Origin of the sequence: Polluticoccus soli (assembly GCF_029269745.1) — a bacterium.
Taxonomy (GTDB): Bacteria; Bacteroidota; Bacteroidia; order Chitinophagales; family Chitinophagaceae; genus Polluticoccus; species Polluticoccus soli.
In genome coordinates this window covers 1003842-1028354 of sequence record NZ_JARJHT010000002.1, presented here as the reverse complement: position 1 = coordinate 1028354, position 24513 = coordinate 1003842, and the positions used below count along the sequence as shown (strand labels likewise).

Below are 24513 nucleotides of genomic sequence, written 5' to 3'. Positions count from 1 at the left end.
CCGCAAAGCTGGTTATTAATTTACTTTGGGTGTTTTTTAACCTTCGCCGTATGCGCACAATTTTATGTCTGCTGATTTCCAATTGTTTCATGACTTACGCATGGTATGGGCATCTGAAGAAGGTGGACTCGATGCCGCTTATCAAACTCATATTTATCAGTTGGGGAATCGCGTTTTTTGAGTACATGTTCATGGTGCCAGCAAACAACAAATTCGGCATCCAGGAAGGTTTTAGCCCGTTTCAGCTAAAGACTATCCAGGAGATCATCTCGCTGTTAGTGTTTGCAGTATTTGCCGTGCTGTTCCTCAACGAGCCAGTTAAGTGGAATTATATTGCTGCTTTTGTATGCATTCTGGGAGCCGTACTATTTATGTTTTATCCTTCTCGTTAGGATCAAGCTTCATGGAGCTCAATAGCGGTGCTTTGATGTAGGTCACTCCCACAACAACAAGCGTCATTATTCCGCCAAAAACTACGGCTGGTACTGTGCCCATCCATTTGGCCGTAAAACCGCTTTCCAAGGCACCAAGCTCATTAGATGAGCTGATGAACATCGTGTTTACTGATGCAACTCTTCCGCGCATGTGATCTGGGGTATAGAGTTGGAGGATGGTTCCCCTGATAATAACGCTTACCGAGTCAAACAATCCACCCAGCAATAGCATAAAGAAAGCTAGTAGAAACGCCCAGGAGATATTAAAACCGAATATTTCTGAAAGCCATGGCAATGGGGCAATACTCGCAATCTCCCCCGATACACCAAATATTATAGTGGTAATGCCGAAGAGCGCGATGCTGCTCAGCAGTTTGGCACCGGCCTTTGTCTTTAGCGGCACAAACGACAGAATAAACAGGCAGATAATGGCTCCGATGCCGGGTGCAGCTCTTAGCAACCCATAACCGGCCTCGCCGACTTTTAGTATATCGTCGGCATAGACAGGCAATAGCGCCACAGCCCCGCCGAAGAGCACAGCAAACATATCTAACGACAAGGCCGCAAGAATCACCTGTGTATTGAATACGAATTTTAATCCGCTCTTCAAGCTTTGAATGATGGGCTCTTTTCCTTTCATCATCAGTGGCAGTCGCGGTATGGTCATTATAGCTGCCAGTCCGATAAGCTGAATCCCTACTACGCTTGCTAAGCTCCAGGTAAAACCGCTCAAGGCCAGCAAACTGCCGCCCAGCAACGGGCCGATCACCGCACCAAACTGCCAGGCTGTACTGCTCCAGGTTGTTGCATTGGCGTATAGTCTTTTGGGAACGATCAAACCCATCAATGCAAAATTTGATGGGCTAAGAAAGGCACGCAACATCCCTCCAATGAATACCCCTCCGTATATAAGCCAAACCGTAGTATTCGTACCAATACTTTTTTGAAAGTCAGGTAATGCCAGCATTACATAAAATGCAGATAGCAGTAAATATCCAGCAACGCATTGTAGGAGCAGCGTCCGCTTTTCACGGTGGTCGGTGTAAGGGCCAGACACTAGTGAAAAACCGAAAGCCGGTATTACCTCCCAAAGACCTAGTAAACCCAATGAGAGCTCATCGTGAGTCAGTTGGTATACCATATAGCTGACGATGGTCATCTGCATGTTCAGCGACATGATCATGGAAAACCGCAGCATCAGGTATTTCCTGAAAAGAGGGTAGTTGAGTGTTTTGTTTTTGACTAAGAATGATAATAGAGGACCCAATGAGTGGTTTTTCAGCGTTTGCAAATTTATCAATAAGCACCATATCTAATAGGCTAAATTGCTGGCCAAAGGTTAAATTTGCCCGTTCATGAACAGCACCGCGCAGATCATCGGCACTTCCATCACCCAGGCTTTTTTGGAGCTTCGGGCAAACAAGCTGCGCACATTCTTGTCTCTGTTAGGCATCACTATCGGCATTTTTTGTATTATTGGTGTGCTTACTGTGCTCGACAGTATGGAGCGCAACCTGCGTACTTCTATGGCTGCACTCGGCGACGACGTCTTGTACATCAACCGCCAGCCGTGGATGCCTGAACAGGGCGAAGAATACAAATGGTGGGAATATCTTCAGCGTAAGCCACTGTCAGAGATGGAGCTTCGTGCTATAGAGCATAACGCCAGCGGTGTTCGCTACCTCGCAATTTATGACCGAAGCAGGGTGACCGTAAAGTACATGGACCAGGAAGCAGAGGAAATAACCGGTTTTGCGGTTTCGCAGGACTTTGAGAGGATTCAAAATATTGAAGTGGAGAATGGACGGTATTTTTCAACTGCTGAACTGGCTGGCGGTAACAATGTTGTTTTGGTCGGCCGAGAGTTGTATAAAACGCTGTTTACCGGCGATGCAATTGATAAAACTATCAGTTTTCTTGGAAAGAAGTTTACCGTTGTCGGAGTGTTGAAAAAATCCGGGCAAAACATGGCCGGGTTTAATTTCGACAATGCAGTTGTCTATCCTTACAATGCAGCTAAGGCGCTCACAAATCTTTCGTCAATGGACTGGGGCAATGACCCGATGATCATGGTAAAGGCAAAAGAAGGTGTAAATGTGGAGGATATGAAATACCAGGTGGAAGGGATTCTCCGCGCTGTACGTAGAGTAAAACCCGGGGAGAAGAATAATTTCTCGATCAACCAGCTAAGTCAGGTATCGAAGCAGATGGATATGATATTTTCTTCTGTGAATGTGGTTGGTTCCATTATTGGTGGTTTTTCGCTGATAGTGGGAGCTTTTGGTATCGCCAATATCATGTTTGTGACGGTAAAAGAGCGCACCAAGGTGATAGGTCTCAAAAAAGCTATTGGTGCACGCCGAGGCAGCATACTTTCCGAGTTCCTGGTAGAGGCCATTACGCTTTGTATTATGGGGGGACTGATAGGTATTGTAATAGTCTTGCTAATGAGTCTTGGGCTGACGTACGGAGCAGATTTTCCTGTAACACTTTCCTTCAAAAATTTCTTTGTAGGCATCGGTATTTCTGCCGGTGTAGGTATATTAGCGGGATATATACCAGCACGGTCAGCCGCACAGCTGGATCCCGTGGTAGCTATACGGTCAAACTAATATTATGAGCAAACAACGCGTACTGATACTTGATAAGGAGCGAATAAGCTGGAAATTGCAGCGCATGGCTTACGAGGTATTGGAGCACAATAGCCAGGAAACAGCTATTACTCTTGTTGGTATACAAGGTACAGGACTTGCTGTGGCAAAAAGCCTTGCAGAAAAGCTTAAGGAGATCAGCAAGCTGAAAGTTGAGGTACTGCCTATACAGATGAACAAGAAACAACCATTGAAAGAAGAAATTACCATCAATGGTGAATTGGCTGGCAAAACAGTACTGCTGGTTGACGATGTAGCTAACTCTGGTAAAACTCTGCTTTACGCATTGAAGCCAATGCTTGAATTTGAAACCAAAAAGATAATGATCGCCGTTTTGGTTGATCGCAGACATAAATCTTATCCTATCTCTCCTGATATTGTTGGCTATTCAATCGCCACGACTTTACAGGAACATATTGAAGTAGAAACTGATGGCGATACCATATCAGCTGCTTATTTACAATAATTTTCAAAAGATAACTCGTAATAAATGCCCATTACATTAGCTATACATGGCGGCGCAGGAAATATCACGCCTGCTATGATGAATAAACAACAGGAAGCAGAATATGATGCAGGATTGAAGGCAGCTTTGGATGCTGGCTATGATGTACTCAAGGGTGGTGGCAATGCCATGGATGCTGTCGTTGCCGCAATCGCTGTACTGGAAAACAATCCCATTTTCAACGCGGGCAGAGGTTCTGTATTTACCAAGAAAGGATTGCATGAAATGGATGCCGCAATAATGGACGGCAGAAACCTGGCTGCTGGCGCGGTAGCAGGTGTTCGTAACATTAAAAACCCTATTAAGCTCGCAAAAGACGTGCTGGAGCATTCTGGCCACGTTTTACTGAGTGGTAGTGGCGCTGCCGAGTTTGCATTGTCTCGCGGGCTCGAAATGGCGACTGATGATTATTTCTTTAATAAACTGAGGTATGATCAGTGGGTAAAGATCCGCGACAGCGATTTCACTCAACTCGATCATGAAGGTGATAACCTGAAAGGAGCTGCTACTAATCCGGATTACAAATTTGGTACGGTAGGTGCTGTAGCCTGCGATGAACAAGGTAATCTTGCTGCGGGTACATCTACGGGCGGCATGACCAACAAGCGCTATGGTCGCGTAGGCGATAGCCCGATAGTTGGAGCCGGAACATATGCTAATAACAATACCTGTGCCATTTCATGTACTGGTCATGGCGAATTCTTTTTGCGTGCAGTCGTTGCACACGATGTGGCTTGCCTGATTGAGTATAAAGGATTAACACTGCAACAGGCTTGTGATACAGTCATAAAGGACAAATTAGTGAAAATGGGTGGAGAAGGCGGACTGATAGCGGTTAATGCCGGAGGCGATCATTGCTTCAGCTTCAATTCAGCCGGTATGTACCGGGCTGTAAGAGATAGTAAAGGTTATGAAGAAATAGCTTATTACGGATAGCAAAAAGGCAGGATCAGATCCTGCCTTTTTCGTATTCAATTCCTTTGAAGTAGTCAACGTCGCGCATCAGGCTTTTCTTCTTCAATTGCAGTTTGACTGAGGCTGTGAGTGACGACAACGGCGAGAGAACAAATATTCCCAGCATCAGCAAACGCTGAAATAGTTTTACTCTCGCCTTCCTGTTTGGGTCAAGCGGACCACCTTTTTCACGGATGAACTTTGCCCAATATCGGAAGTTCTTAATTCCGCGTTGCTCTAGCAACACCAATCCCGGTTTTAAATTGACGGCACCTTTTTGTAGCAGATCGCTTTGCAAACTATCAAATCGGTTTTGTTGCAGGTGTGTCAGTATTGGATGTCCAAAGCGCTTTGACTCTGAAATATCTTGATCCTGCACGCCGGCTGCAGGTAATAAACCAGATGCTTCCTTCTGTCCTTTAAATGCCCAGCGGATAACTGTAAGTAGGGATACGAGGTTAGGGTAGGTGTCAGTAAGAACAATGTTACCTACCAGCTTAGCACCAGCTTGTTGCAGGTCTTCCTTAACCTTTTCCTGTCCATGAAGCCACATATTACGACACCCCACGACAGTTACTACAGGTTTATCTTTCAGTATAGACGCCCATTTACTTTTCAGGAACGATGTAACCGGTTGTGCCGGGTTTAGAAACCATGGCTGGTAACCAAATATTACCAGGTCGTAGTTCTTGTTCATCACCTGGTCGGGCAACGGTTTTATTTCTGAAGGTATGCGTTCTACTGTTTCTGGCATTGCATCAAAGAACGTATATGCCGTCCAAGGAAATGGAAAAGGCTTTACTGGCTCGTAATTGACAAAATCAATTTCTGCCTCGTGTTTGATGTCGTGCACGACACTGTTTAGAATGTCGCGAAGCTGTCCCGATTGGGTGTAGTACAATACAAGAATGCGTGGTTTCATGGATCGCTAAAGTAGTATTAAACTACCGTAAGATAAAGATATGCGTAGGTGAAGCGGGCGCTTTCCGGTACCATAACCAATATGCGTTCGCCTTTTTTCAGCTTCCCACTGTGGTATAGTTCTTCCAGCATTAGGTACGGAGAGGCGCTCCCTACATTGCCCACTTTGGTTAGGTTATAAAACCATTTTTCCATGGGTATGTCCATCCCAATGCGCTTGTGGTGCTCAATGATCTGGTTTTTGAAATACTCGCTCGACATATGGGGCAGGTAGTGATCTACGTCGTCCACAGTCAGATTGTGCTTTTGCATTAATTCGGCCAGGTAAACACCACCTTTAGGAACGATATTTTCGCCAAGAAGTCTTGTGTCCTGCTTTAGCGAAAACACACTGTCGTTCGTCCAATTGTTGATCTCCATATCATTCCAACCGGTAAGTGATTTATCTTCCGCCTTTACCCCGCCGGCATACATACAGGTTTCTAATTCGTCGGCAAAGGATGTGATCTCCAGCCATTCGATCTTCAAAGACAATTCGTTTTTATTGGGCTCAGGTTGCAATAGCGCAGCACCGGCGCCGTCGCTAAGCATCCAACGTAGAAAGTCCTTCTCAAATGCAAGTATCGGGTTGTCTGTCAACTTGCTCATATTATCCGCTTCAGGCTGAAAGCGTGAAGCCTGAAGGTAGGCCGAGAAACGTTCTGTACCGCAAGCTGCAGCTGTATCGTTCAGGCCGCTCGCTACCGACATGTAGGCGTATTTCAACGCTTGCATACTACTGCAACAAGCACCTTGGGCTGATATTAGCTCGAGTCTTGGCAATCTAAGCTCGCCATGTATCATGGCAGCCTGCGATGGCAATATCTGCTCGGGAGAGGTAGTGCCGACCGCAAGCACCTGCAATTTGCTGGCAGGTAATTTTTCGTCAAACAAACCTTTGATGGCATTAGTAGCTATCTGGGCATTAGTATGCGTGCGAACGCCGTCTTTATAGGCGTAGTACCGGGTTTTGATGCCATTATTGCGTAATACAATAGCGCGTGCTTTCGAAGGTTTGTCGTTCACCATTCCTAACACACTTTCCATTTCGTCATTTGCAACCGGGTCGTTCGGAAAAAACTTTGACAGGCGCGTAATATAAACAGGTCTCACTATCTTGATTCAATTTGAGGTTGCAAAAATAGCTATTTCCATAGCTTTTACACAGAACGTAATAATACGGATTTCTTTGCTTTTGAGGTATAAAATGAAAGCCTTATGTGACACATAAGGCTTTCAGAAATTGTTTGATTTTTTGATTACTGTTGTCCAGCCACGGCTTCGTCTACGTTGTTGATGCCATAGTAGTACATTCCCCGCGAACCGGGCATAAATCCGGCTATCTGGATTGACTTGCTGGAGGCCAAAACATTTTGAATGTCTTCAACAGTGCTTACTGCTTTATCATTCACGCTGGTGATCACAAAGCCTTTTTTCATATTTGTCTGCTGTGAGATCAGCCCGGTGCTGATGTCTTCAACAACCACACCGCCAGACACGTCATATTTTTTCTTTTCGTCATTGTTCAACGTCCGAAAGTTAGCTCCAAGGAGTTTTACCGCACCTGGTTGCTTGACAATTTCTGTCGTACCCTGCACGTTCCGTAGCTGAACAGTAGTATTACGGGTGTTGCCGCTACGGAGATAGCTTACGCTAATATTGTCTCCTGGCTTATACCGTGCCAGTTGTTCTTGCATTTCCGGCTCGGTGCGTATAGCATTACCGTTAATGGCGGTGATAAAATCTCCCTTTTGGATACCTGCCTTTGCAGCGCCGCTATTTGATACAACGCCTTCCACGTACACGCCATCCGTTTTGTCTATTCCCAAGGCCGTCAATTGTTCCGGCTTGTAACCTTTGCGGTCGCGATACTCGATACCAAGATAGGCGCGCTGCACAGAGCCATATTGCATCAGGTCATTCACAACTTTTTTTACAATGTTGGATGGGATTGCGTAGGAATATCCCGCGTAGGATCCCGTAGGTGACGCAATGGCAGAATTGATGCCTATTAGCTGGCCGTCGGTATTTACCAGCGCACCACCACTGTTACCGGGATTTACAGCCGCGTCAGTCTGTATAAACGACTCAATAGCATTCTTTGATTGGCTGCGGTTTATGCCTATCGCGCGTCCTTTAGCACTAACGATACCTGCTGTCACGGTGGCATCCAGGGTTAGTGGATACCCAACGGCCAATACCCATTGTCCCAAACGGACATCATCGGAGTTTCCTATCTCCATATAGGGCAAGTTGTTTTCGTTCACCTTCAGCACTGCCAGGTCGGTCGAGGGGTCACTTGCCACAACTTTGGCTTGTGCTGTATAGCGATCATTAAATGTCACGGTTACTTCGTCGGCACCCGCTACCACGTGATTGTTGGTGGCGATATACCCGTTGGGCGATACGACAACACCGGAACCCGAGCCGATCTGCTGTGGCAGCATGTATTGGCGCGGACCGAAAAACTGCCCAAAAAAATCATTTGGATCGTAAGCGGTTACCGCTCGTGCTTTTGTTGTTGTTTTAACATGTACTACTGCTTTTACAGAGGCTTCAGCTGCATCCTGGAAATCGGCGGGCGGAGTACTGCGCACCATCGCGGTATTGTTGTAACTCGCATAGTTCACAGGCAATTGAGCCTGCTTTTCCGCAGTGGTTAAAAAAGGCAAATGCTCCTGGTATTTGCCCGCAATGAACATGGTCGTTACGGATGTGAGCGCAGCTGTAAAAATGACTGGAATTAATCTGGATTTCATAAGCTACTTCCTTGTTATTTTTTTAAAACTGTAGAACAAATATACCGCCTTGTCTTATTAGGAAATTGTTAAAAGCATTGCTGCGAGTGCTTTACTAGGGTGTTTTTAGATTCGATGGTTCAAGACTATTGTTTTTAGAGACAAAAAAGTCGTTTCACCTCTGTCAAATAAAAGGCATCGAACGCGCATGTCAACGATGCTGTGACACAAACTCAAACCAAACTGCCATAAATGCAGTGTAAAGAAGTTGACTAGATAATTGCGGAAGGATAGGCGCCTGCGCGTTATTTTTCCTTGACTGTTGGAAAAAAACTTCATCGCATTCGTTGAGGAATTTACAGAGGTCGATAACGATCGAGGCGCGGGGTGCTACGGTAACAGATTGAATATGTCATTGTCGTATTTGAAAAATGCACATGCATTGTGGGCCAATAAGGACGTGATGGATGATGACTGGCTCGCGTTATCGGAAAAAGGCGCTTTATCAGGCTCGATCCCGCCAATTTTCACATTTCTTAATTTTCCAACTTTCGTATTTATTACCTACCTTTGCACCTCATTTTGAAAAATATTCATAATTAATAACTCAACAATGGCAGACTTACGCTTACAGCGCAACTTTGGTATTGCAGCGCACATCGATGCCGGTAAGACCACTACCACAGAACGTATTCTTTATTACACCGGTGTAAACCACAAGATCGGTGAGGTGCACGAAGGTGCGGCTACAATGGACTGGATGGCGCAGGAGCAAGAGCGCGGTATCACGATCACTTCGGCTGCTACAACGTGCTTTTGGAACTTCCCGACAGTTCAGGGTAAGCCTTTGCCAACTTCTAAAAAATACAAATTCAATATCATCGATACTCCGGGCCACGTGGACTTTACCGTTGAGGTAGAGCGTTCTATGCGTGTACTGGATGGTCTGGTAGCCCTGTTCTCTGCGGTTGACGGCGTTGAGCCTCAGTCTGAAACAGTATGGCGCCAGGCAAACCGCTACCGTGTACCGCGTATCGGTTTCGTAAATAAAATGGACCGTATCGGTGCTGACTTCCTGATGGTGGTTCAGCAGGTGCGCGATATGCTGGGTGCAAAATCTGTACCGCTGCAGCTGCCTATCGGTGCTGAAGACAACTTCAAAGGTGTAGTTGATCTGATCACGATGAAAGCGATCGTATGGGATGATGCTACTCAGGGTATGACCTACACTGAAAGCGAAATTCCTGCTGATATGCTGGAAGAAGCTAACCACTGGCGCGCTCAGCTGGTAGAAGCAGTAGCTGAATATGATGATCAGCTGATGGAAAAATTCTTCGAAGATCCTAACAGCATCTCAGAAGACGAGATCCACGAAGCAGTTCGTAAAGCAACTATCGACCTGAGCATTATCCCAATGCTTTGCGGTTCTTCTTACAAAAACAAAGGCGTGCAGAAAATGCTGGATTGCGTGATCCGCTACCTGCCTAGCCCTGTAGATATCGAAGCGATCAAAGGTACTGACCCGGATTCAGGCGAAGAGATTGTTCGTAAACCAGATGCTAAAGAACCATTTGCTGCCCTGGCGTTCAAGATCATGACCGATCCTTTCGTAGGCCGCCTGGCGTTCTTCCGCGCTTACTCTGGTCACCTGGATGCAGGTTCTTACGTTCTGAACGTACGTTCTGGTAAGAACGAGCGTATCAGCCGTATCATGCAGATGCACGCTAACAAACAAACTCCGATCGATTTCATCGAAGCTGGTGATATCGGTGCGGCAGTAGGTTTCAAAGACATCAAAACCGGTGATACCCTGTGCGATGAGAAAAATCCGATCGTTCTGGAGAACATGTTCATTCCAGAGCCGGTAATCGCTATCGCGATCGAGCCTAAAACACAGGCCGACGTTGATAAAATGGGTATGGCTATCGCTAAACTGGTAGAAGAAGATCCTACACTGCGTGTTAATACAGACGAAGATACAGGCCAAACCATCCTGAAAGGTATGGGTGAGCTTCACCTGGAGATCATCGTTGACCGTATGAAACGTGAGTTCAAAGTTGAGATCAACCAGGGTGCTCCTCAGGTTGCTTACAAAGAAGCATTTACTACTAAGATTGAGCACCGTGAAGTGTTCAAGAAACAAACAGGTGGTCGCGGTAAGTTCGCTGATATCCAATTCGAGATCGGCCCTGCTGACGAAGAATTCCTGAAAGAAGGTAAAGGTAACTTCCAGTTTGTGAACGATATCTTCGGTGGTTCTATCCCTCGTGAGTTCGTTCCTGCTATCCAGAAAGGTTTCGAAGCTTCTATGACTACAGGTGCCCTTGCTGGTTTCCCTGTTGAGAGCATGAAGATCCGCGTATTCGACGGTTCTTTCCACGCGGTGGACTCTGATGCTATGTCATTCGAGCTTTGCGCTAAATCTGGCTTCCGTGAAGCTGGTAAGAAAGCAAAACCTGTTATCCTTGAGCCAATCATGAAAGTAGAGGTTACTACTCCTGATCAGTACATGGGTGATGTTACAGGTGACCTGAACCGCCGTCGCGCGATGCTGGAAGGTATGGACAGCCGTAACAACCTGCAGGTTATCAAAGCTAAAGTACCTCTGAGCGAAATGTTCGGTTACGTAACTCAGCTGCGTTCACTGTCTTCTGGCCGTGCAACATCAGTAATGGAGTTCAGCCACTACGCACCAGCTCCTCGTAACATTGAGGAAGAAGTAGTAGCTAAAGCTAAAGGCAAAAAAGTAAGTGCTGAGTAATTAGCAAATGCTGCTGAATATTTTAAAAGCTCCGCAATCGCGGGGCTTTTTGCTGTCGGCACGTTTTTATAGCAGGTTGGGTATTAATTGCCGTTTATGGATGCAGAAGCCCTACGCCAGGAGATACAATCATTTCTAAAGGAAGGCTTGGTTTACAAGCCCGAGGTCACCCAGGCTAAGGTGGTTTCTTACCTGCGTTCGATTGATAAAAGCGTGGAAGAAAGCACCGTTGTCGCGCTTCTTAAGGATATGGCCCAGAATAACCTATTCAGGCTAAAAAAAAATGCGGACGGCGAAGAGGTAGTTGTAATGCCATCCTATTGACGTTTTTTAATCAGATATAAAACTTTTAGCGATATACTGCTTTTTTGATGAATGCTTATTATCTTGTAACGAAATCGTACGTCTTTTATGAAATTCATGCTTTTCGTTTTAAGCGCATGCCTTTTAATAAGTCTTAGCTCATGCCTCAAGGAGTATACCTGCGAATGTGAAAGAACCTATTACAAAGCCTACAGGGCAGATAGCACTGTTAAATCCACAGCCAGTTTTAACGGCTCACGAAAAGCACCGGTTATTCAAGATTGCAACCGTCTTGCAGATAGCGTACGCGATGCTAACGGATACGGCCATATTACCAGGTGCGAGGTACTGGAGTAATTCTAACATATTGATACACAAAAAAGCCTGTACTGTGTACAGGCTTTTGCTTTCTAAGGCCAACAGTATGCCTTGGATCAACAAAACAAAACAAACGCCGTTGTACATGCCGGTACGTCGACAGAGCAAACGTACGCAGGGTTTGTTTTCTTCTTTCAGGTGTTTTCACGGTATTTTTTATAGCACGTCTTCTTTCTTTTACTCCCGTTTTTTTCTATTTTTAGTTTCAAATTCCACAAATGAGAAGATTACCATCCGCCATTCTGATACTGTTGCTGGCCGTTTCGTTTGCGTCTTGCAAGCGTGACTATACGTGCATCTGCAAAGAAGATGTTTATGTTGAGCATCAATATTCCAATCAGAATACACGCATTGAGGTGATAAAGGCGCGGGACATAAAGCAAGCCAGTAAAACCTGTGTCGCAAAAAATAGTGAAGCCCTGGATGAGGTAGGATCGGGTCATAAGACAATCTGCGACGTAACTAAGTAAGCTGAATAGCAATAAAAAAGCCCGTGAGCGATCACGGGCTTTTTTTGTTTATGAAGTCGTTATTTGATTTTGCAGTTTTCAAGCTCACCTTTATCCTCGCATTTATTCTCAGCTTGGTTATGGGTTCTTGCATGAATGCTATATTCCGTCACTTTGCCCTGGTGATCAGTGCATTCACAATTATAAAACTTAGTGCAGGAACTGAATATGGCTGATACTGATAAAGCCACGATCATAACCAGGATTTTATTGCTCATAACTAACTCGTTGTTTTTCGGTCTACAAGGATACAAAATATTTGCTGAATATTAAGGCCTATTGCTTAATCCATTTTTGGCTATTTTTCGATGCAGCTGTCCTTACCTCAACAATGTACGTAGCAGGTGGAAGGTTGTTCAGGCTCATTTTAAGCTGATTGGGGCCGGCAGCAATCTGTTGAGCCTGCGTGTGCACCTGACGGCCACAGTGATCGTAAATAATTATGGTTGCGACATCTTCCTGAGCGCTTTGAATTGCCACGGAAAGTGCTCCATCGGAAGGATTAGGGTATAGCTGTACAACATTCCTTGTTTGGATCTCCGGCACGCTCACATCGAACTTGAAATAATAGCAATAGGCAGAGTCAACAGTACCGATACCCAGGTTCTCGTAGTTGCCTGAAGGTGTCTGTTGGTTCTTTGCCGGGCGCACCATATAGTATTTCACCCCTTCAGAGCCGGCTGAGTCAACAAAACTAGTTCCTGCCACCAAACCAGACCGCCTGCTGTAAGCACCAAATTCGGTATTGGATCGGTACACATAATAACCAATCACACCTGCATCAGGCGATGCCGTCCATGAAACCGTGGTGCCTGTCGTAGCCGTACTGGCAATGTTAGGTTTGCCATTTGGCTTGATGTAGTCTGTTCTCAAACTCAGATCTCCCATAAGTGCCTGGTGTACCATTTGTGTAGCAAAGCTTACAGGGTTGTATACGTTACCATCGGTATTTTGTGAAAGCCAGCTGCCATAGCCTATGTTTTCACCCAGCGCCATATGATGCAGAAACCAGTTTGGCCTTCCTACCCAGGCTGATATCAACGCAGGTGTATTGGAACATAGAGGTGCTCTCAGAAAACAGTTCGGTGCATCAAAATCTCCAAAGTAGCTGCCGAATAGGAAGGTGAAGATTCCGTTTACATTGTTGCTTGTAAAATCGTTGGTAGTACCTATGCCTCCAGCACTGGCATAGCTGCCGCCCCCGCAGCCATATGCCCACTGGTAAGGAGTAGTATTAAGCGTGCTTATAAAATCCAATGCTTTGATGCTATCGCGGCTAACAATAGGATTGAAGTTTCTCCACCCATTTGCTGCAAATGCCTCTGGATACGAGCTGGCGGGAAAATTGTCGTCGATCAGGGCCCGTTTCACCATATTTAGCGAGTCCATTTTATAAACATGGTCCCGGTTCAGGTAGTCCTTCATCATCTGGACCTCGGTCTTGCCAAACGCGGGCATATTGGCAAAATCAATCCGGCTCACCTGCAATTCTAGGTTGCTGGGTATGGTGCTTTGATCCCATTTGCCGTCGCCGGGTACGTTTTTGTTTTCCGGACGAACGGCTGCGATGGTATTTACCGTTGCATCTGTCCAGGCGCCATCTACGTCGCCATAGTACACGTCGGCCGCCCAGGCTCCCTTATGATCTGGATGTCCGTCAGGGTTGATATCGCCGCTATAAGGCACGGCGATGTGGCCTAAGATCAAGACAGCCCTCAGGTTAGGCGTTATCTGGTATTTGTTTTGGATGATGGTTCTGATAATGTTAGCAGGCACTGTACCCGGTTGACTAATAGCTGATACTTTCCAGCCGTCGCCCCGCAGGTCGCGAAATAGTTGCACTAGCTCATCCTTACACGAGTTGGTAAATGTAGTGTCGATGATCACAAAAATCCCACCTCTGTCATGAATAGCAGGTCCTTTTACAGCCGCATTGATATAGCCCGTTGCCGTCACCGTGCTACCTTGCTTCACCACCTGGTATTCATAGGTAGTATCAAGCGCTACATTATTATCTATCCAACTGGTATCAGCGGTTGTTAGCGAAACAAGTTCGGTGCCCCAGCTATTAGCCCCCTTGGCTTTTCTATACACCTTGTAAGACAGTGTATTGGTAAGTGGTTTCCAGGTCAACTTTATCTGCGGCGGAGATTGCTGTATCTGTGCTTCCAGTTGCACTGCATAGTCGGCCGTAGTTTGAGAATTCGCGGTAAAATGAACGGAGAGCATGATGCAGGGTAGAAGTAACCATTTATACATAAGAGGATATATATTGATTCCTATAAATTTATGGTTTTTATTTAATTGTTAGTTCAATATTTCCTTCCACTGGATAGCCTGTGCATGTGAGTATCAACCCTTTTTTTAATTCAGCATCGGTCAATACCTCATTGTTCCGATGCCAAACTTTGCCATGAGTACACTGCGCAACGCAGCTGCCGCAAATGCCGTTTTCACAACTGTAAGGCAGTTCTAAGCCTGCCTTTTTAGCTGACGAAAGTATTGTATCGGGGTAAGCAGTTTCAAAAACACGCCGTTCGCCTTTGAAGGTAATAGACACAGAATGGCTTTCCTTGTCTGGCGGCTCTAGCTTTTGAGTAATGACCGAGGTATTGAAGTTCTCTTTTTTGATATTTTGCGCGGGCACGTTCTCTTCTTCCAAAGCGAGCTGCACCATACGCATGTATGGAAACGGCCCACAGAGGTAAAACAATGTTTTTTCGTTGTCTGCCTTCAGGTGCTGATGCAATAGCTCCGGCAAAAATTGCTTGTTTAATCGCGCTCGCAAAAGGTTAGGGCTGTTGCTAAACAGGAATTCCGCGACCAGCTTGTTAGGATGCAAATGTTCCAACTCTTGCAGCTCACTGTAAAAGATCGCAGACTTTTTTGAACTATTACTGTAGATCAGTGTCGTATGCACGTCCGGAAATTCACTTAGCAGCGATCTTAAAAGCGAGAGAATAGGGGTGATGCCAACGCCTGCAGCCAGTAATACTACTTGCCTGTAGCTAGTCATATCATCAGGAAGTGTAAAAAAACCAAATGGACCTGAAACACTTATGTGATCTCCAGGTTTGAGTTCGTCTATAAGATGACGGGATACCACGCCATTCGCAACACGTTTTACGGTAATCGCTGGATTCTTGTCTATTCCGGGAGCGGTTGAAAACGAGTATGATCTCCTCTGGTTACCGTCCTGCGAAAGTACCGTGAGGAATTGGCCAGCTCTGTAATCCATTTCCTCGTTTAGTACGAACGTCTTGACATCGCTTGTCTCCTGATGGATATCAAGTATCTGCACCAAACGAAATTCGCCTGTGGAAGGCAGCATAGGTGAACTGAAAGTTATTTTTTCCGAAACTACTCAATTTGTTTCGGAATGATTGGCGAGTTTATTAATTTGTCAATCCTGTTTTTTGCGTTCTTTGCAGAAGATCTAACAGGGTCGAGGGAGCGAGATGAGCTACCGGAATTTATTTAGTGAAGAGAAAATCTCAGCAATATGAATACCCTATATATAACAAACAAGACAGATAAGCCGATGAAGGCCACCATATCGGACAACTATACCGGCAATAATGTGCTTAGTTATGAGTTGATGCCCGGTAATAACGAGCTTATATTCAATTCTCTGCAGACCGGTGCATACACCATATGCATTAGAGATGCCAACAATGATATTTTTTATAACCAAAAACTGATCAAGGACTAAAACCCTTGGTATGAATTTGTAGCATGCATTGACATGCTGAAAGTTGTAGAGATCAGTTCGATCATATTTACCGGCAGTCCTTCCGAAGTACAGGACCAATTATCGGCGTTCCTGAAAGATAAAAGTATTAGGATATATTCTTTTGTTCAATCGCAAAGCACTGTGGGAGATAGTGTGCAGATCACCGCAACGTTACTCTATATTGAGTATGCCAAGGAGCGCAAAGAAGTGTTAGGCTTCAATACACCACGCTATTAGCTTGCTTTTTTGATGTCCTCATTAATGTTGCCGGCCAACGGTTCGGTGTGTATCCTTTCATTTGCCTGCATTCGTTTGTTCAATAGTGATGCTATATAGATGCAGCATATGGCGATAGCAATGCTGAAATATCCGGTTACGTTATAATGCAGGATCGTGTTGTCCGGTTGCTTCACTACAATAAAGCCGGCAACTACAGACGCGAGCCCTACGAAAATTTGTTGCACAGATGAATTGAAGCTCATAAAGCTGCCGCGCCTATCGGCAGGAACCACGTGGCTGACCATGGCTTGTGCCGGTATTGCCCGTCCGCTGGAAACCACGAACCAAAAACCAGTAACACACAATACAACGGCAAATGGTATATCGGGAAGATTGGTTATGATAGCCACGGGTACCAGAGCAATAGTTGCAAGGATGCTGAACAAGCGGTATTTACCCACCTTATCGGCCACACGGCCAAACAACGGCGAGGTGAACAACGTCAGCAACCCGCCGACAAAATAGATCATTGGCGTCTGTGTCTTGCTAAAGCCTTTGTTGAATTCCATAAATGGATTCAGGAATGGGATGATCATAAAATGGCCCATCATTAGCGTTGCCGATAATCCAAGTGCCAGCACCTGGCTACGGTTGTGCGCTATATCTTTTACAAGTGTTATTGGGTCAACACGCTTTTCTTTCGCCGTGTGTACATGCTTGTTCATTGCTGGTATATACCGTAGAATAAGCGGCAACAGCAGAACGCCTAATCCGGCAGCGAAATAAAACGGGGCATGCCACGAAAAATGATTAGCCAGGTAGAGACCAAAGGGTACACCAAATACCGAAGCCACTGAAAATGCAGCCATGATCATTCCCATGGCAGACGCGCGGCGGTCGTATGGTATAAGGTCAGAAACTATGGACAATACCTGGGCGCTGATAAGGCCACCGAATAATCCGGCGACTATTCTTGCGCCTAATAACATGGCATAGCTAGGCGCGATCGCGCAACAAATAGTACCTATGAGAAAACCAGCAAAGCCGAACAGTAGTACGCTTTTCCGATCGAACCGATCAACAAAAAAAGCGGCGGTAAAACCGGAAAGACCGGCACTAAATGTATAAGCCGCCACCAGCATCGAAAAAGCCTGCGAGGTAATATTGAAATAAGGCATCAGGAAGTTTCCCAATGGCATCATGATCATAAAGTCCATGATGTGGGTAAAGTTCAACGCAGCCAGCAGTAAGAGAATGATCCGTTCTTTCGCACTCATATCGATCAAATGCTGCAAAGGTCAGCTTAATACATGGCAATAAAAAGCTGTTCTTCATTGCTATAAAATATAACCCTATAGTCACTCATCAAAAGACAGAAAGCCTTTGATGAGGTTGGTCCATTGCATTTCTGAAAGACCGGCGAGAGCACCTGCTGCTACGGCTGCATTCCTAACAACATCGGCTGTGTTGTGGGCCTCTGTATTCGGTACTTCGTTCCTGCCGTAATAATGTGCCATAAGCAACTTACCGTGCCGCTCTATGATAAAAGTGCTTGTCGCATCGTCTTTAAAAAAATGCGCTACTTCCTCATTGTTATTGACCGGTGCAGGGCAGGGTCGGACTTCCATTAATATGCTTTCCGTATGTTCGTCAGGATAATCATCGTACGTGATATGTTCAATATGCACCCAGTCAAATCCCCCCCCGGTGCTGGAACCTGGTCCGGGGATATTTATTTTTATGTAGTCGCCTTTGTGTGCTTTCCTGTGGAGATCATTGCCATGATGATCAGCAAGCTGAAACACCGCACTGGCAGAAACGGATGTTTTGTCCCAGTTGTTGACATCCAGCAATTTGTTTTTTGCTACCACGAACAATTCTTCGGCATCGTCGGCGTCTTCAGCTGTATAGCTATGTTTCAGGTCCTTTTTTGCGCCATGCACGTGTTCAGGGATGTTATGCCTTGGATGCTCCATAACAGAGATTTGTTATATTTATGGAAATTCATGCCAATCATTGCTGTTATATGGCATGAATTATTTGGCCCGCGTACTGTAAATCATCTCTATGCTCATTTTTGAATCTCACGACGAACACGAGAAGCATTTGCCTGCCGTAGGTAAGTTTATTATTGCTCAATTTAATGAGGAATCTATAATTGTTTACCAGGCTTTCAGGGATAGCATTGCTGAATATGCAGTTAAACACCAGCGTTTCGGCGGGGACGATTATGACTTTAATCGTACTACATGGCTGAAACCCAGCTTCTTGTGGATGATGTATTATTCGGGGTGGGCAAAAAAACAAAACCAGGAAAACGTCCTTGCTATAAAAATGACGCGTAAGGGTTTCGATGAGATATTGCGCTTCGCCATAATGACCACTTTTTATAAGGATATCTACGGAGATAACGCTTCCTGGAAAAAGCAACTGGAGAATTCAGATGTGCAGTTACAGTGGGAGCCCTATCATGATCTGTACGGTAACAAGACCGAACGCAAAGCTGTTAAGATCGGGCTTAGCGGTAAAATGCTTGAACGCTTTAACTCTGAATGGATACAGGAGATCCGGAATATCACACCTCATGTACAGCAACAGCAAAACCTTGTCAAAGCAAATAAGGTGAACGAAGTTCGCATGCCTCGCGAACGCGCTTATGCGCCCGGTGATCTTACAATACTCACCAAGATAGATGCAACAACCATTTCCCTGTAGATTGTATTTTTGAATTATGATCCACCATGTAATACCTATAGAGGTGCTCCATCTATTTCCAAAGCTAGATGCTAGACTGGTTGAGCTCCTGTACTCTCTATCGCCGGAAGAATGGCACAGGCAAACAATCACGCGAAAATGGATAGTGAAAGATATTGCCGCGCACTTGCTCGATGGCAATTTGCGTACTTTATCAATGTTGCGTGATCATTACTGGGCCAATAAACCTGAACATATCAACACTTATAAGGACCTGGTGATCTATCTGAACGAAATGAACGCAGAGTGGGTAACTGCTTGCAAAAGATTAAGCCCCCATGTGATCATAGAAATGCTGGAAAGGACAGGTAGGCAGTATTCGGAATTTCTGGCAACGCTTGACCCCTGGGATGATTCTGTGTTCTCTGTTGCGTGGGCAGGCGAGGAAATATCGAAGAACTGGTTTCACATCGCTCGCGAATACACAGAAAAATGGATACACCAGCAGCAGATAAGAGATGCTGTCGGTAAGCCGGGCTTAATGACCAAGGAGTTATTCTATCCGTTTATCAACACTTTTATGTGTGGGCTACCACAAACATATAAGTATGTGGATGTACCCACCGGTACGAGCGTTGAGGTCGTGGTAACAGGCGATATCGGTGGAGTATGGCATATCAATAAAACAGATGAAGGTTGGGTATTGCGCCATTTTACCAGGCTTGAGCCGAATGCACTCGTTGAGATAGACCCTGAAACCTCATGGAGACTTTTCTCAAAAGGCATCAGTCCTGAAGAAGCCCTTGAAAAAGTTAAAATAAAAGGCGATGAAGATCTTGGTAAGATCGCCCTTGGAATGGTATCTGTAATGGCATAAACAGTCTTCTTGAACGCACACAACCTCTTAAAACAACAGATTATAGCTGTTCATCCAATCGATGAACAAGCGTGGGATGAACTAGCTCGGCGCTGGACCGAAGTAAGCTATAAACGCAAGCAGGTCATTACTATGGCTGGCGAAACTGAAAAATACTTGTACCTGGTGCTTGACGGCGTGCAACGCGCTTTCTTTGAGCACGATGGCAAGGAGGCTACACTGGTGTTTTCATACCCGCCGTCTTTCTCCGGTATTATCGATAGTTTCTTTACGCAACAACCATCAAAATTTTGTCTGGAGACTATAACGCAGAGCAGTTTATTGCGCATACACTTCAATGATCTGGATTCGCTCATGCAAAAACACCGTTCCATTGAAACGTGGGTTAGGGTAGCCTTGACGGGAGTATTGTCGGGTACTTTGCAGCGACAGGTAGAGATCATGTCTTACTCGGCTGAAGAGAAATTCACGACTCTGCTGCACCGCAGCCCACATGTGTTGAACCTGATCCCGCACAAGTATCTTGCTTCGTACATTGGTGTTGATCCCACAACCTTCAGTAAACTGCTGGGTAAGGTCAAATTATAAATCTTGGTTTATGCCAAGATTTATGCTGAAGCGCGTGGTTAGTTTTGTAAAAAAATAAATATGCCGGTTTTTAATACCACCGAACTGCTGAAGAAACTAACCGTTGATGTACAGCAGATAATGAAGACTACCGAGAATATTCGTGGTCTGGATAGTGCAATTCTCAATAGACAACCTGCCACGGGCAAGTGGAGTGTAGCACAAGTTGTTGAGCACCTCAATAGCTATAACCGTTACTACCTTCCGGAAATGGAAAAAGCCCTGAATGACGGCATAGCAAAGCGCATGTTATTCGTGCCTCGGTTTAAAAGTGGTTGGTTCGGTAATTATTTTACCAACATGATGCTTCCCAAAGCAGACGGCAAGATCGCCAACAAAATGAACGCACCTACGGATCACGTACCGGCAGCAGATCTTGATGCAGAAAAAGTCATTGCTGAGTTTGTAGCCGGGCAACAAAAAATGCTACAATTATTACAGGCATCAGCAAAAACGGATATTGGTAAGTTGAAAGTTCCTATCAGCATTAGCAGGTTCATCAAGCTAAAACTTGGAGACACATTCAGGTTTGTTATTGCACATCAGAAGCGACATTTTGTCCAACTGGCTAAAACACTTGATGCTGTTCAGAATGACCGTGCTAAAGCTGTAGCATAGAGTGGGTTGTGCATACAACTGGCTTTTTACTACCTTAGTTGCTTCTTAACGAGCAACAATGGCACAACTTATAAGGAAAGAAGACGCGCTGGAATATCATGAGAAGGGCAGGCCGGGGAAGATAGAAGTAGTTCCTACAAAAGAAACCAAAACGCAGCGCGATCTTGCGCTGGCATATTCACCGGGGGTGGCAGAGCCTTGCCTGGAGATACATAAAAATCCGGAGGACGTTTATCGGTATACCGCAAAAGGAAATCTCGTAGCTGTTATTAGTAATGGTACTGCCGTACTGGGTTTGGGTGATATAGGTCCCGAGGCTTCAAAGCCAGTTATGGAAGGTAAAGGCCTTCTGTTCAAAATATTTGCCGATATCGATGTGTTTGATATTGAGATCAGTCCTAAGACGATCGACGAATTTGTCACAGTGGTGAAAGCGTTGGAACCTACTTTCGGTGGTATTAACCTCGAAGACATCGCAGCACCAGAATGTTTCGAGATCGAGCGTCGCCTGAAAGAGGAGATGAACATTCCTATCATGCACGACGATCAGCACGGTACGGCTATCATTTCCGGCGCCGCGCTGCTGAATGCCCTCGAACTGGTTGGGAAAGACATTTCTAAAGTGAAATTCGTTATCAGTGGTGCAGGTGCCTCTGCAGTATCTTGCTGCAAGATATACCTCGCTCTTGGAGCCAGGTTGGAGAATATGTTCATGTACGACAGTAAGGGTTTGGTCACCACAAGCCGCGATGATCTTGACCCGTACAAAGCATATTTTGCACAAGACACTGCCTCGATTCCATTGGCGGATGCCCTCGTGGGCGCAGATATATTTATCGGTCTATCTAAGGGTGGTGTGCTGAATAAGGAGATGATCAAACCGATGGCCGACAAGCCGATCATCTTCGCGTTGGCCAATCCTGATCCTGAAATTCCGTATAACGATGCCCTTGAAGCTCGTCCCGATGTGATCATGGCAACAGGACGCAGCGATTACCCCAACCAGGTCAACAACGTTCTGGGTTTTCCATTTATCTTCCGTGGTGCGCTCGACGTACGTGCAACCGGTATTAATGAAGAAATGAAGTTGGCTGCCGTCAAGGCGTTGGCGACGCTCGCTAAGGAACCGGTGCCTGATATGGTGAACGTAGCCTACAATGAAAAGAGCCTGCACTTTGGCCCAACGTATATCATTCCCAAACCAATTGATCCACGCTTGTTGACGACGGTTTCGCCAGCAGTAGCAAAGGCGGCCATTGAAAGCGGTGTTGCCCGCAAGCCGATAGAAGATTGGGATGCCTACGAAAATGAACTATACCGCCGCCTTGGCAGTGATGATAATATCTTGCGGTTCGTTATCAATAAGGCCAAGCAAAACCCTAAACGTGTGGTATTTGCCGAAGCAGAAAATCTGAAAGTGCTGAAAGCAGCGCAGATTGCAAATGACGAAGGCATTGCGATACCAATTCTGTTGGGTAATGAGCGTCGCATTAAACACCTCATCGAACACAATGGCATCCAGCTAAAGGATGTGACCATCATCGATCCTCGAAGTGATGACCAACACGCGAGGAGACAGGAGTACGGCAAGCTGTTTTTCGAGAAACGTAAACGCCGCGGGTACAATGTATACGAAGCCAAGAAAGCGATGCGCGATCGTTCCTACTTTGGTTGCATGATGGTGGAGACGAATGAGGCTGATGCTTTGCTTTCAGGACTTACACGCCAGTATCCTAATACGCTACGTCCCGCGCTGGAGATCATTGGTATGGGTGAAGGAATCAAACGTGTAGCCGGCATGTATATGATGCTCACTAAAAAAGGCCCGTTGTTTTTCGCAGATACTACGGTCAATTTCAATCCTACTGAGGAAGAATTGATCGATATCACTTTGCAAACAGCGAAGGTTGTGGAGCATTTCAATATTAAGCCTCGCATTGCTATGCTGTCTTATTCCAATTTCGGCAGCAGTGCATCGCCTGAGGCTATAGTGAGCCGCAATGTTGTGGCACGAATTAAAGAGATGTACCCTGACATGGTGATAGATGGTGAAATGCAAGCTGGCCTGGCCTTTAATAAAGATCTGCTAAGCGAAAACTATCCATTCTCCGATCTGGTAACAGGCCCGCCCAATGTATTGATATTCCCTAATCTTGCTGCTGGTAATATTGCCTATCACTTGTTGCAAGAGCTTGGTGGTGCTGAAGCAGTTGGGCCTATGTTGCTTGGTTTGCGTAAGCCTGTACATGTGTTGCAACTCGGTAGTACTGTCCGTCAGATCGTAAACATGGTGGCCATTTCGGTAGTGGAAGCACAGGTAAAATCCGGTCACTAATGCGGATCGCCATTATTGGTGCCGGTGCTGCAGGCTGCTTTGCGGCCGCTAATATTCCATGGCAGGAAGGCAGAGAAGTGACCGTGTTCGAAAAGACGGGCAAAGCGCTGCAAAAGGTAAAGGTGTCGGGTGGAGGTAGGTGCAATACGACACATGCCTGTTTTGATGTGCCAGAGCTTATCGATCGTTATCCCCGTGGCAAGCCCTTACTGCGTCGCTCGTTATATCAATTCTCTCCCCAGGATACCATCAGCTGGTTTGGCGAACGTGGCGTGCGATTGAAAACGGAAGAAGACGGACGCATGTTCCCGGTTACTGATAATTCGCAAACCATCATTGATTGCATCTGGCAGGAGATGATGAAGCAAAAGGTGCAGGTGCGTTATCATAAGGCCGTTGAGCGAATTGAAAAGACGGATGATGGTCTGCGTATCGATTTTGGCGACAAAACCTTTTACACTGCGGACAGGGTATTGATAGCCTGTGGCGGTTTCCCGAAAAAAGACCAGTATGCGTGGCTGGAGCAATTAGGACACAAGATCGAAACTCCGGTGCCCTCGCTGTTTACGTTTAATATTCCTAAACACCCGATCACAGAGCTGATGGGTGTGAGTGTACCGACTGTTACTGTTAAAATACAAGGCACCAAAATCGTTGAGCAGGGACCAATACTGATCACGCATTGGGGACTGAGCGGACCGGTAGTATTGCGGACTTCAGCCTGGGGAGCCAGGGAATTGGCAGAGCGCAACTATAATTTTAAAGTCCAGATAAACTGGTTGAACGATAGAAACGAACAGGATCTGAAAGATACCATTGCCCAGATCAGGCGCGAGCGGGGTAAACAAGCCGTTCAGTTCAAAAATCTTTTTGATCTGCCTAAACGATTGTGGGAGTATTTGCTACATCAATGCGGTATTAAAGACGAAACAAAATGGGGAGACCTGCCTGCCGCGCAGCAGAATAAGCTAATAGAAAAACTGGTGCGCGATACTTACGAAGTAAAAGGTAAAACAACCTTCAAAGAAGAATTTGTTACCTGCGGCGGTATTAGTCTATCACAGATAGATGCACAAACTATGGAGAGTAAACTTATTCCTGGTTTATACTTCGGTGGTGAGATACTGGATGTAGATGGTATAACAGGGGGCTTCAACTTTCAAAATGCATGGAGCAGTGGGTATATTGCCGCACAAAGCGTGATAAAGGAAAAATAA

Annotated in this window: 23 protein-coding genes; 15 read left to right on the top strand and 8 right to left on the bottom strand. The window is 45.6% G+C overall.

Translation table 11 applies throughout. The features are described 5' to 3' along the window. The first annotated feature begins 50 nt into the window (after positions 1–50). A complete protein-coding gene (locus tag P2W83_RS15370) occupies positions 51–392 on the top strand; it encodes a DMT family protein (RefSeq protein ID WP_276134646.1) in 342 nt (113 codons plus the stop codon). Here P2W83_RS15370 and P2W83_RS15365 read toward each other — a convergent pair. Beyond that, positions 370–1701, bottom strand: a complete 1332-nt coding sequence (locus tag P2W83_RS15365; RefSeq protein WP_276134645.1) for an MFS transporter — start codon at positions 1699–1701, stop codon at positions 370–372. The two genes, P2W83_RS15370 and P2W83_RS15365, sit on opposite strands and share 23 nt — an antisense overlap. An 88-nt stretch (positions 1702–1789) precedes the next feature. Between P2W83_RS15365 and P2W83_RS15360 the strand changes: the two genes are divergently transcribed. Genes P2W83_RS15360 through P2W83_RS15350 form a run of 3 tightly spaced genes read left to right on the top strand, consistent with a single transcriptional unit; the run spans position 1790 to position 4526 of the window. Next, positions 1790–3046 (top strand): ABC transporter permease, encoded by a 1257-nt coding sequence (locus tag P2W83_RS15360; RefSeq protein ID WP_276134644.1) that lies wholly within the window; start codon positions 1790–1792, stop codon positions 3044–3046. 4 nt (positions 3047–3050) lie between these two features. Continuing rightward, complete coding sequence (locus P2W83_RS15355; protein ID WP_276134643.1) at positions 3051–3551, top strand: phosphoribosyltransferase family protein; 501 nt, start codon at positions 3051–3053, stop codon at positions 3549–3551. A 24-nt stretch (positions 3552–3575) separates the two neighbouring features. Then, positions 3576–4526: an isoaspartyl peptidase/L-asparaginase family protein gene (locus P2W83_RS15350; RefSeq protein WP_276134642.1), complete on the top strand. Its 951-nt coding sequence runs from the start codon at positions 3576–3578 to the stop codon at positions 4524–4526. Positions 4527–4539: 13 nt separating this feature from the next. Here the strand turns inward: P2W83_RS15350 and P2W83_RS15345 are convergent, their stop codons facing one another. From P2W83_RS15345 to P2W83_RS15335, 3 genes are all read right to left on the bottom strand, one after another. Beyond that, entirely contained in the window at positions 4540–5466 is a 927-nt protein-coding gene (locus P2W83_RS15345; protein ID WP_276134641.1) for a hypothetical protein, read from the bottom strand. Positions 5467–5483: 17 nt separating this feature from the next. Further along, positions 5484–6617 carry a dialkylresorcinol biosynthesis protein DarB gene (darB, locus tag P2W83_RS15340; RefSeq protein ID WP_276134640.1) on the bottom strand — a complete coding sequence of 378 codons (1134 nt, stop codon included), beginning with the start codon at positions 6615–6617 and terminating at the stop codon, positions 5484–5486. A 146-nt stretch (positions 6618–6763) separates the two neighbouring features. Continuing rightward, positions 6764–8263 carry a trypsin-like peptidase domain-containing protein gene (locus tag P2W83_RS15335; RefSeq protein WP_276134639.1) on the bottom strand — a complete coding sequence of 500 codons (1500 nt, stop codon included), beginning with the start codon at positions 8261–8263 and terminating at the stop codon, positions 6764–6766. 592 nt (positions 8264–8855) lie between these two features. Here P2W83_RS15335 and fusA point away from each other — a divergent pair. The 3 genes from fusA (at position 8856) to P2W83_RS15320 (ending at position 12154) form a co-directional block, all read left to right on the top strand. After that, positions 8856–11003 (top strand): elongation factor G, encoded by a 2148-nt coding sequence (gene fusA / locus P2W83_RS15330; RefSeq protein WP_276134638.1) that lies wholly within the window; start codon positions 8856–8858, stop codon positions 11001–11003. Positions 11004–11099: 96 nt separating this feature from the next. Then, positions 11100–11327, top strand: a complete 228-nt coding sequence (locus tag P2W83_RS15325) for a hypothetical protein (protein WP_276134637.1) — start codon at positions 11100–11102, stop codon at positions 11325–11327. A gap of 575 nt (positions 11328–11902) precedes the next feature. Further along, complete coding sequence (locus P2W83_RS15320; RefSeq protein WP_276134636.1) at positions 11903–12154, top strand: hypothetical protein; 252 nt, start codon at positions 11903–11905, stop codon at positions 12152–12154. Positions 12155–12469: 315 nt separating this feature from the next. Here P2W83_RS15320 and P2W83_RS15315 read toward each other — a convergent pair whose 3' ends face one another. Both P2W83_RS15315 and P2W83_RS15310 read right to left on the bottom strand, forming a co-directional pair. Continuing rightward, positions 12470–14422, bottom strand: a complete 1953-nt coding sequence (locus P2W83_RS15315) for a T9SS type A sorting domain-containing protein (protein ID WP_276134635.1) — start codon at positions 14420–14422, stop codon at positions 12470–12472. A 67-nt stretch (positions 14423–14489) separates the two neighbouring features. Next, positions 14490–15524, bottom strand: a complete 1035-nt coding sequence (locus P2W83_RS15310; RefSeq protein WP_276134634.1) for a flavin reductase family protein — start codon at positions 15522–15524, stop codon at positions 14490–14492. Between the two features lie 171 nt (positions 15525–15695). Here P2W83_RS15310 and P2W83_RS15305 point away from each other — a divergent pair, with 171 nt between their 5' ends. Both P2W83_RS15305 and P2W83_RS15300 read left to right on the top strand, forming a co-directional pair. Next, the gene (locus P2W83_RS15305) at positions 15696–15905 is read left to right on the top strand and encodes a hypothetical protein (protein WP_276134633.1); all 210 of its coding nucleotides are present in this window, start codon (positions 15696–15698) and stop codon (positions 15903–15905) included. A gap of 33 nt (positions 15906–15938) precedes the next feature. After that, complete coding sequence (locus tag P2W83_RS15300) at positions 15939–16163, top strand: hypothetical protein (RefSeq protein WP_276134632.1); 225 nt, start codon at positions 15939–15941, stop codon at positions 16161–16163. Here P2W83_RS15300 and P2W83_RS15295 read toward each other — a convergent pair. Next, positions 16160–17422 carry an MFS transporter gene (locus tag P2W83_RS15295; protein ID WP_276134631.1) on the bottom strand — a complete coding sequence of 421 codons (1263 nt, stop codon included), beginning with the start codon at positions 17420–17422 and terminating at the stop codon, positions 16160–16162. The two genes, P2W83_RS15300 and P2W83_RS15295, sit on opposite strands and share 4 nt — an antisense overlap. 81 nt (positions 17423–17503) lie before the next feature. Next, positions 17504–18121 (bottom strand): hypothetical protein, encoded by a 618-nt coding sequence (locus P2W83_RS15290; protein ID WP_276134630.1) that lies wholly within the window; start codon positions 18119–18121, stop codon positions 17504–17506. A gap of 91 nt (positions 18122–18212) precedes the next feature. On the opposite strand from P2W83_RS15290, the gene P2W83_RS15285 reads away from it, so the two are divergent. The 6 genes from P2W83_RS15285 to P2W83_RS15260 are packed head-to-tail and all read left to right on the top strand — an operon-like array spanning position 18213 to position 24513. Beyond that, positions 18213–18860 carry a DUF4291 domain-containing protein gene (locus tag P2W83_RS15285; RefSeq protein WP_276134629.1) on the top strand — a complete coding sequence of 216 codons (648 nt, stop codon included), beginning with the start codon at positions 18213–18215 and terminating at the stop codon, positions 18858–18860. A 16-nt stretch (positions 18861–18876) separates the two neighbouring features. Continuing rightward, positions 18877–19716 carry a maleylpyruvate isomerase N-terminal domain-containing protein gene (locus P2W83_RS15280; RefSeq protein WP_276134628.1) on the top strand — a complete coding sequence of 280 codons (840 nt, stop codon included), beginning with the start codon at positions 18877–18879 and terminating at the stop codon, positions 19714–19716. Between the two features lie 9 nt (positions 19717–19725). Next, the gene (locus P2W83_RS15275) at positions 19726–20304 is read left to right on the top strand and encodes a Crp/Fnr family transcriptional regulator (protein ID WP_276134627.1); all 579 of its coding nucleotides are present in this window, start codon (positions 19726–19728) and stop codon (positions 20302–20304) included. Between the two features lie 60 nt (positions 20305–20364). Next, positions 20365–20961 (top strand): DinB family protein, encoded by a 597-nt coding sequence (locus P2W83_RS15270; RefSeq protein WP_276134626.1) that lies wholly within the window; start codon positions 20365–20367, stop codon positions 20959–20961. Positions 20962–21019: 58 nt separating this feature from the next. Further along, positions 21020–23296 (top strand): NADP-dependent malic enzyme, encoded by a 2277-nt coding sequence (locus P2W83_RS15265; RefSeq protein WP_276134625.1) that lies wholly within the window; start codon positions 21020–21022, stop codon positions 23294–23296. After that, complete coding sequence (locus tag P2W83_RS15260; RefSeq protein WP_276134624.1) at positions 23296–24513, top strand: BaiN/RdsA family NAD(P)/FAD-dependent oxidoreductase; 1218 nt, start codon at positions 23296–23298, stop codon at positions 24511–24513. The genes P2W83_RS15265 and P2W83_RS15260 overlap by 1 nt, the downstream gene beginning before the upstream one ends.

What these genes read in the sequence shown, in the direction of transcription:
- P2W83_RS15315 (WP_276134635.1), bottom strand. Translation starts at nt 14,422, where the DNA reads ATGCTCTCCGTTCATTTTACCGCGAATTCTCAAACTACGGCCGACTAT.
- P2W83_RS15335 (WP_276134639.1), bottom strand. Translation starts at nt 8,263, where the DNA reads ATGAAATCCAGATTAATTCCAGTCATTTTTACAGCTGCGCTCACATCC.
- P2W83_RS15260 (WP_276134624.1), top strand. Translation starts at nt 23,296, where the DNA reads ATGCGGATCGCCATTATTGGTGCCGGTGCTGCAGGCTGCTTTGCGGCC.
- P2W83_RS15265 (WP_276134625.1), top strand. Translation starts at nt 21,020, where the DNA reads ATGGCACAACTTATAAGGAAAGAAGACGCGCTGGAATATCATGAGAAG.
- P2W83_RS15290 (WP_276134630.1), bottom strand. Translation starts at nt 18,121, where the DNA reads ATGGAGCATCCAAGGCATAACATCCCTGAACACGTGCATGGCGCAAAA.
- P2W83_RS15360 (WP_276134644.1), top strand. Translation starts at nt 1,790, where the DNA reads ATGAACAGCACCGCGCAGATCATCGGCACTTCCATCACCCAGGCTTTT.
- P2W83_RS15350 (WP_276134642.1), top strand. Translation starts at nt 3,576, where the DNA reads ATGCCCATTACATTAGCTATACATGGCGGCGCAGGAAATATCACGCCT.
- P2W83_RS15295 (WP_276134631.1), bottom strand. Translation starts at nt 17,422, where the DNA reads ATGAGTGCGAAAGAACGGATCATTCTCTTACTGCTGGCTGCGTTGAAC.
- fusA (WP_276134638.1), top strand. Translation starts at nt 8,856, where the DNA reads ATGGCAGACTTACGCTTACAGCGCAACTTTGGTATTGCAGCGCACATC.
- P2W83_RS15325 (WP_276134637.1), top strand. Translation starts at nt 11,100, where the DNA reads ATGGATGCAGAAGCCCTACGCCAGGAGATACAATCATTTCTAAAGGAA.
- P2W83_RS15320 (WP_276134636.1), top strand. Translation starts at nt 11,903, where the DNA reads ATGAGAAGATTACCATCCGCCATTCTGATACTGTTGCTGGCCGTTTCG.
- P2W83_RS15310 (WP_276134634.1), bottom strand. Translation starts at nt 15,524, where the DNA reads ATGCTGCCTTCCACAGGCGAATTTCGTTTGGTGCAGATACTTGATATC.
- P2W83_RS15370 (WP_276134646.1), top strand. Translation starts at nt 51, where the DNA reads ATGCGCACAATTTTATGTCTGCTGATTTCCAATTGTTTCATGACTTAC.
- P2W83_RS15355 (WP_276134643.1), top strand. Translation starts at nt 3,051, where the DNA reads ATGAGCAAACAACGCGTACTGATACTTGATAAGGAGCGAATAAGCTGG.
- P2W83_RS15285 (WP_276134629.1), top strand. Translation starts at nt 18,213, where the DNA reads ATGCTCATTTTTGAATCTCACGACGAACACGAGAAGCATTTGCCTGCC.
- P2W83_RS15305 (WP_276134633.1), top strand. Translation starts at nt 15,696, where the DNA reads ATGAATACCCTATATATAACAAACAAGACAGATAAGCCGATGAAGGCC.
- P2W83_RS15300 (WP_276134632.1), top strand. Translation starts at nt 15,939, where the DNA reads ATGCTGAAAGTTGTAGAGATCAGTTCGATCATATTTACCGGCAGTCCT.
- P2W83_RS15345 (WP_276134641.1), bottom strand. Translation starts at nt 5,466, where the DNA reads ATGAAACCACGCATTCTTGTATTGTACTACACCCAATCGGGACAGCTT.
- P2W83_RS15270 (WP_276134626.1), top strand. Translation starts at nt 20,365, where the DNA reads ATGCCGGTTTTTAATACCACCGAACTGCTGAAGAAACTAACCGTTGAT.
- P2W83_RS15280 (WP_276134628.1), top strand. Translation starts at nt 18,877, where the DNA reads ATGATCCACCATGTAATACCTATAGAGGTGCTCCATCTATTTCCAAAG.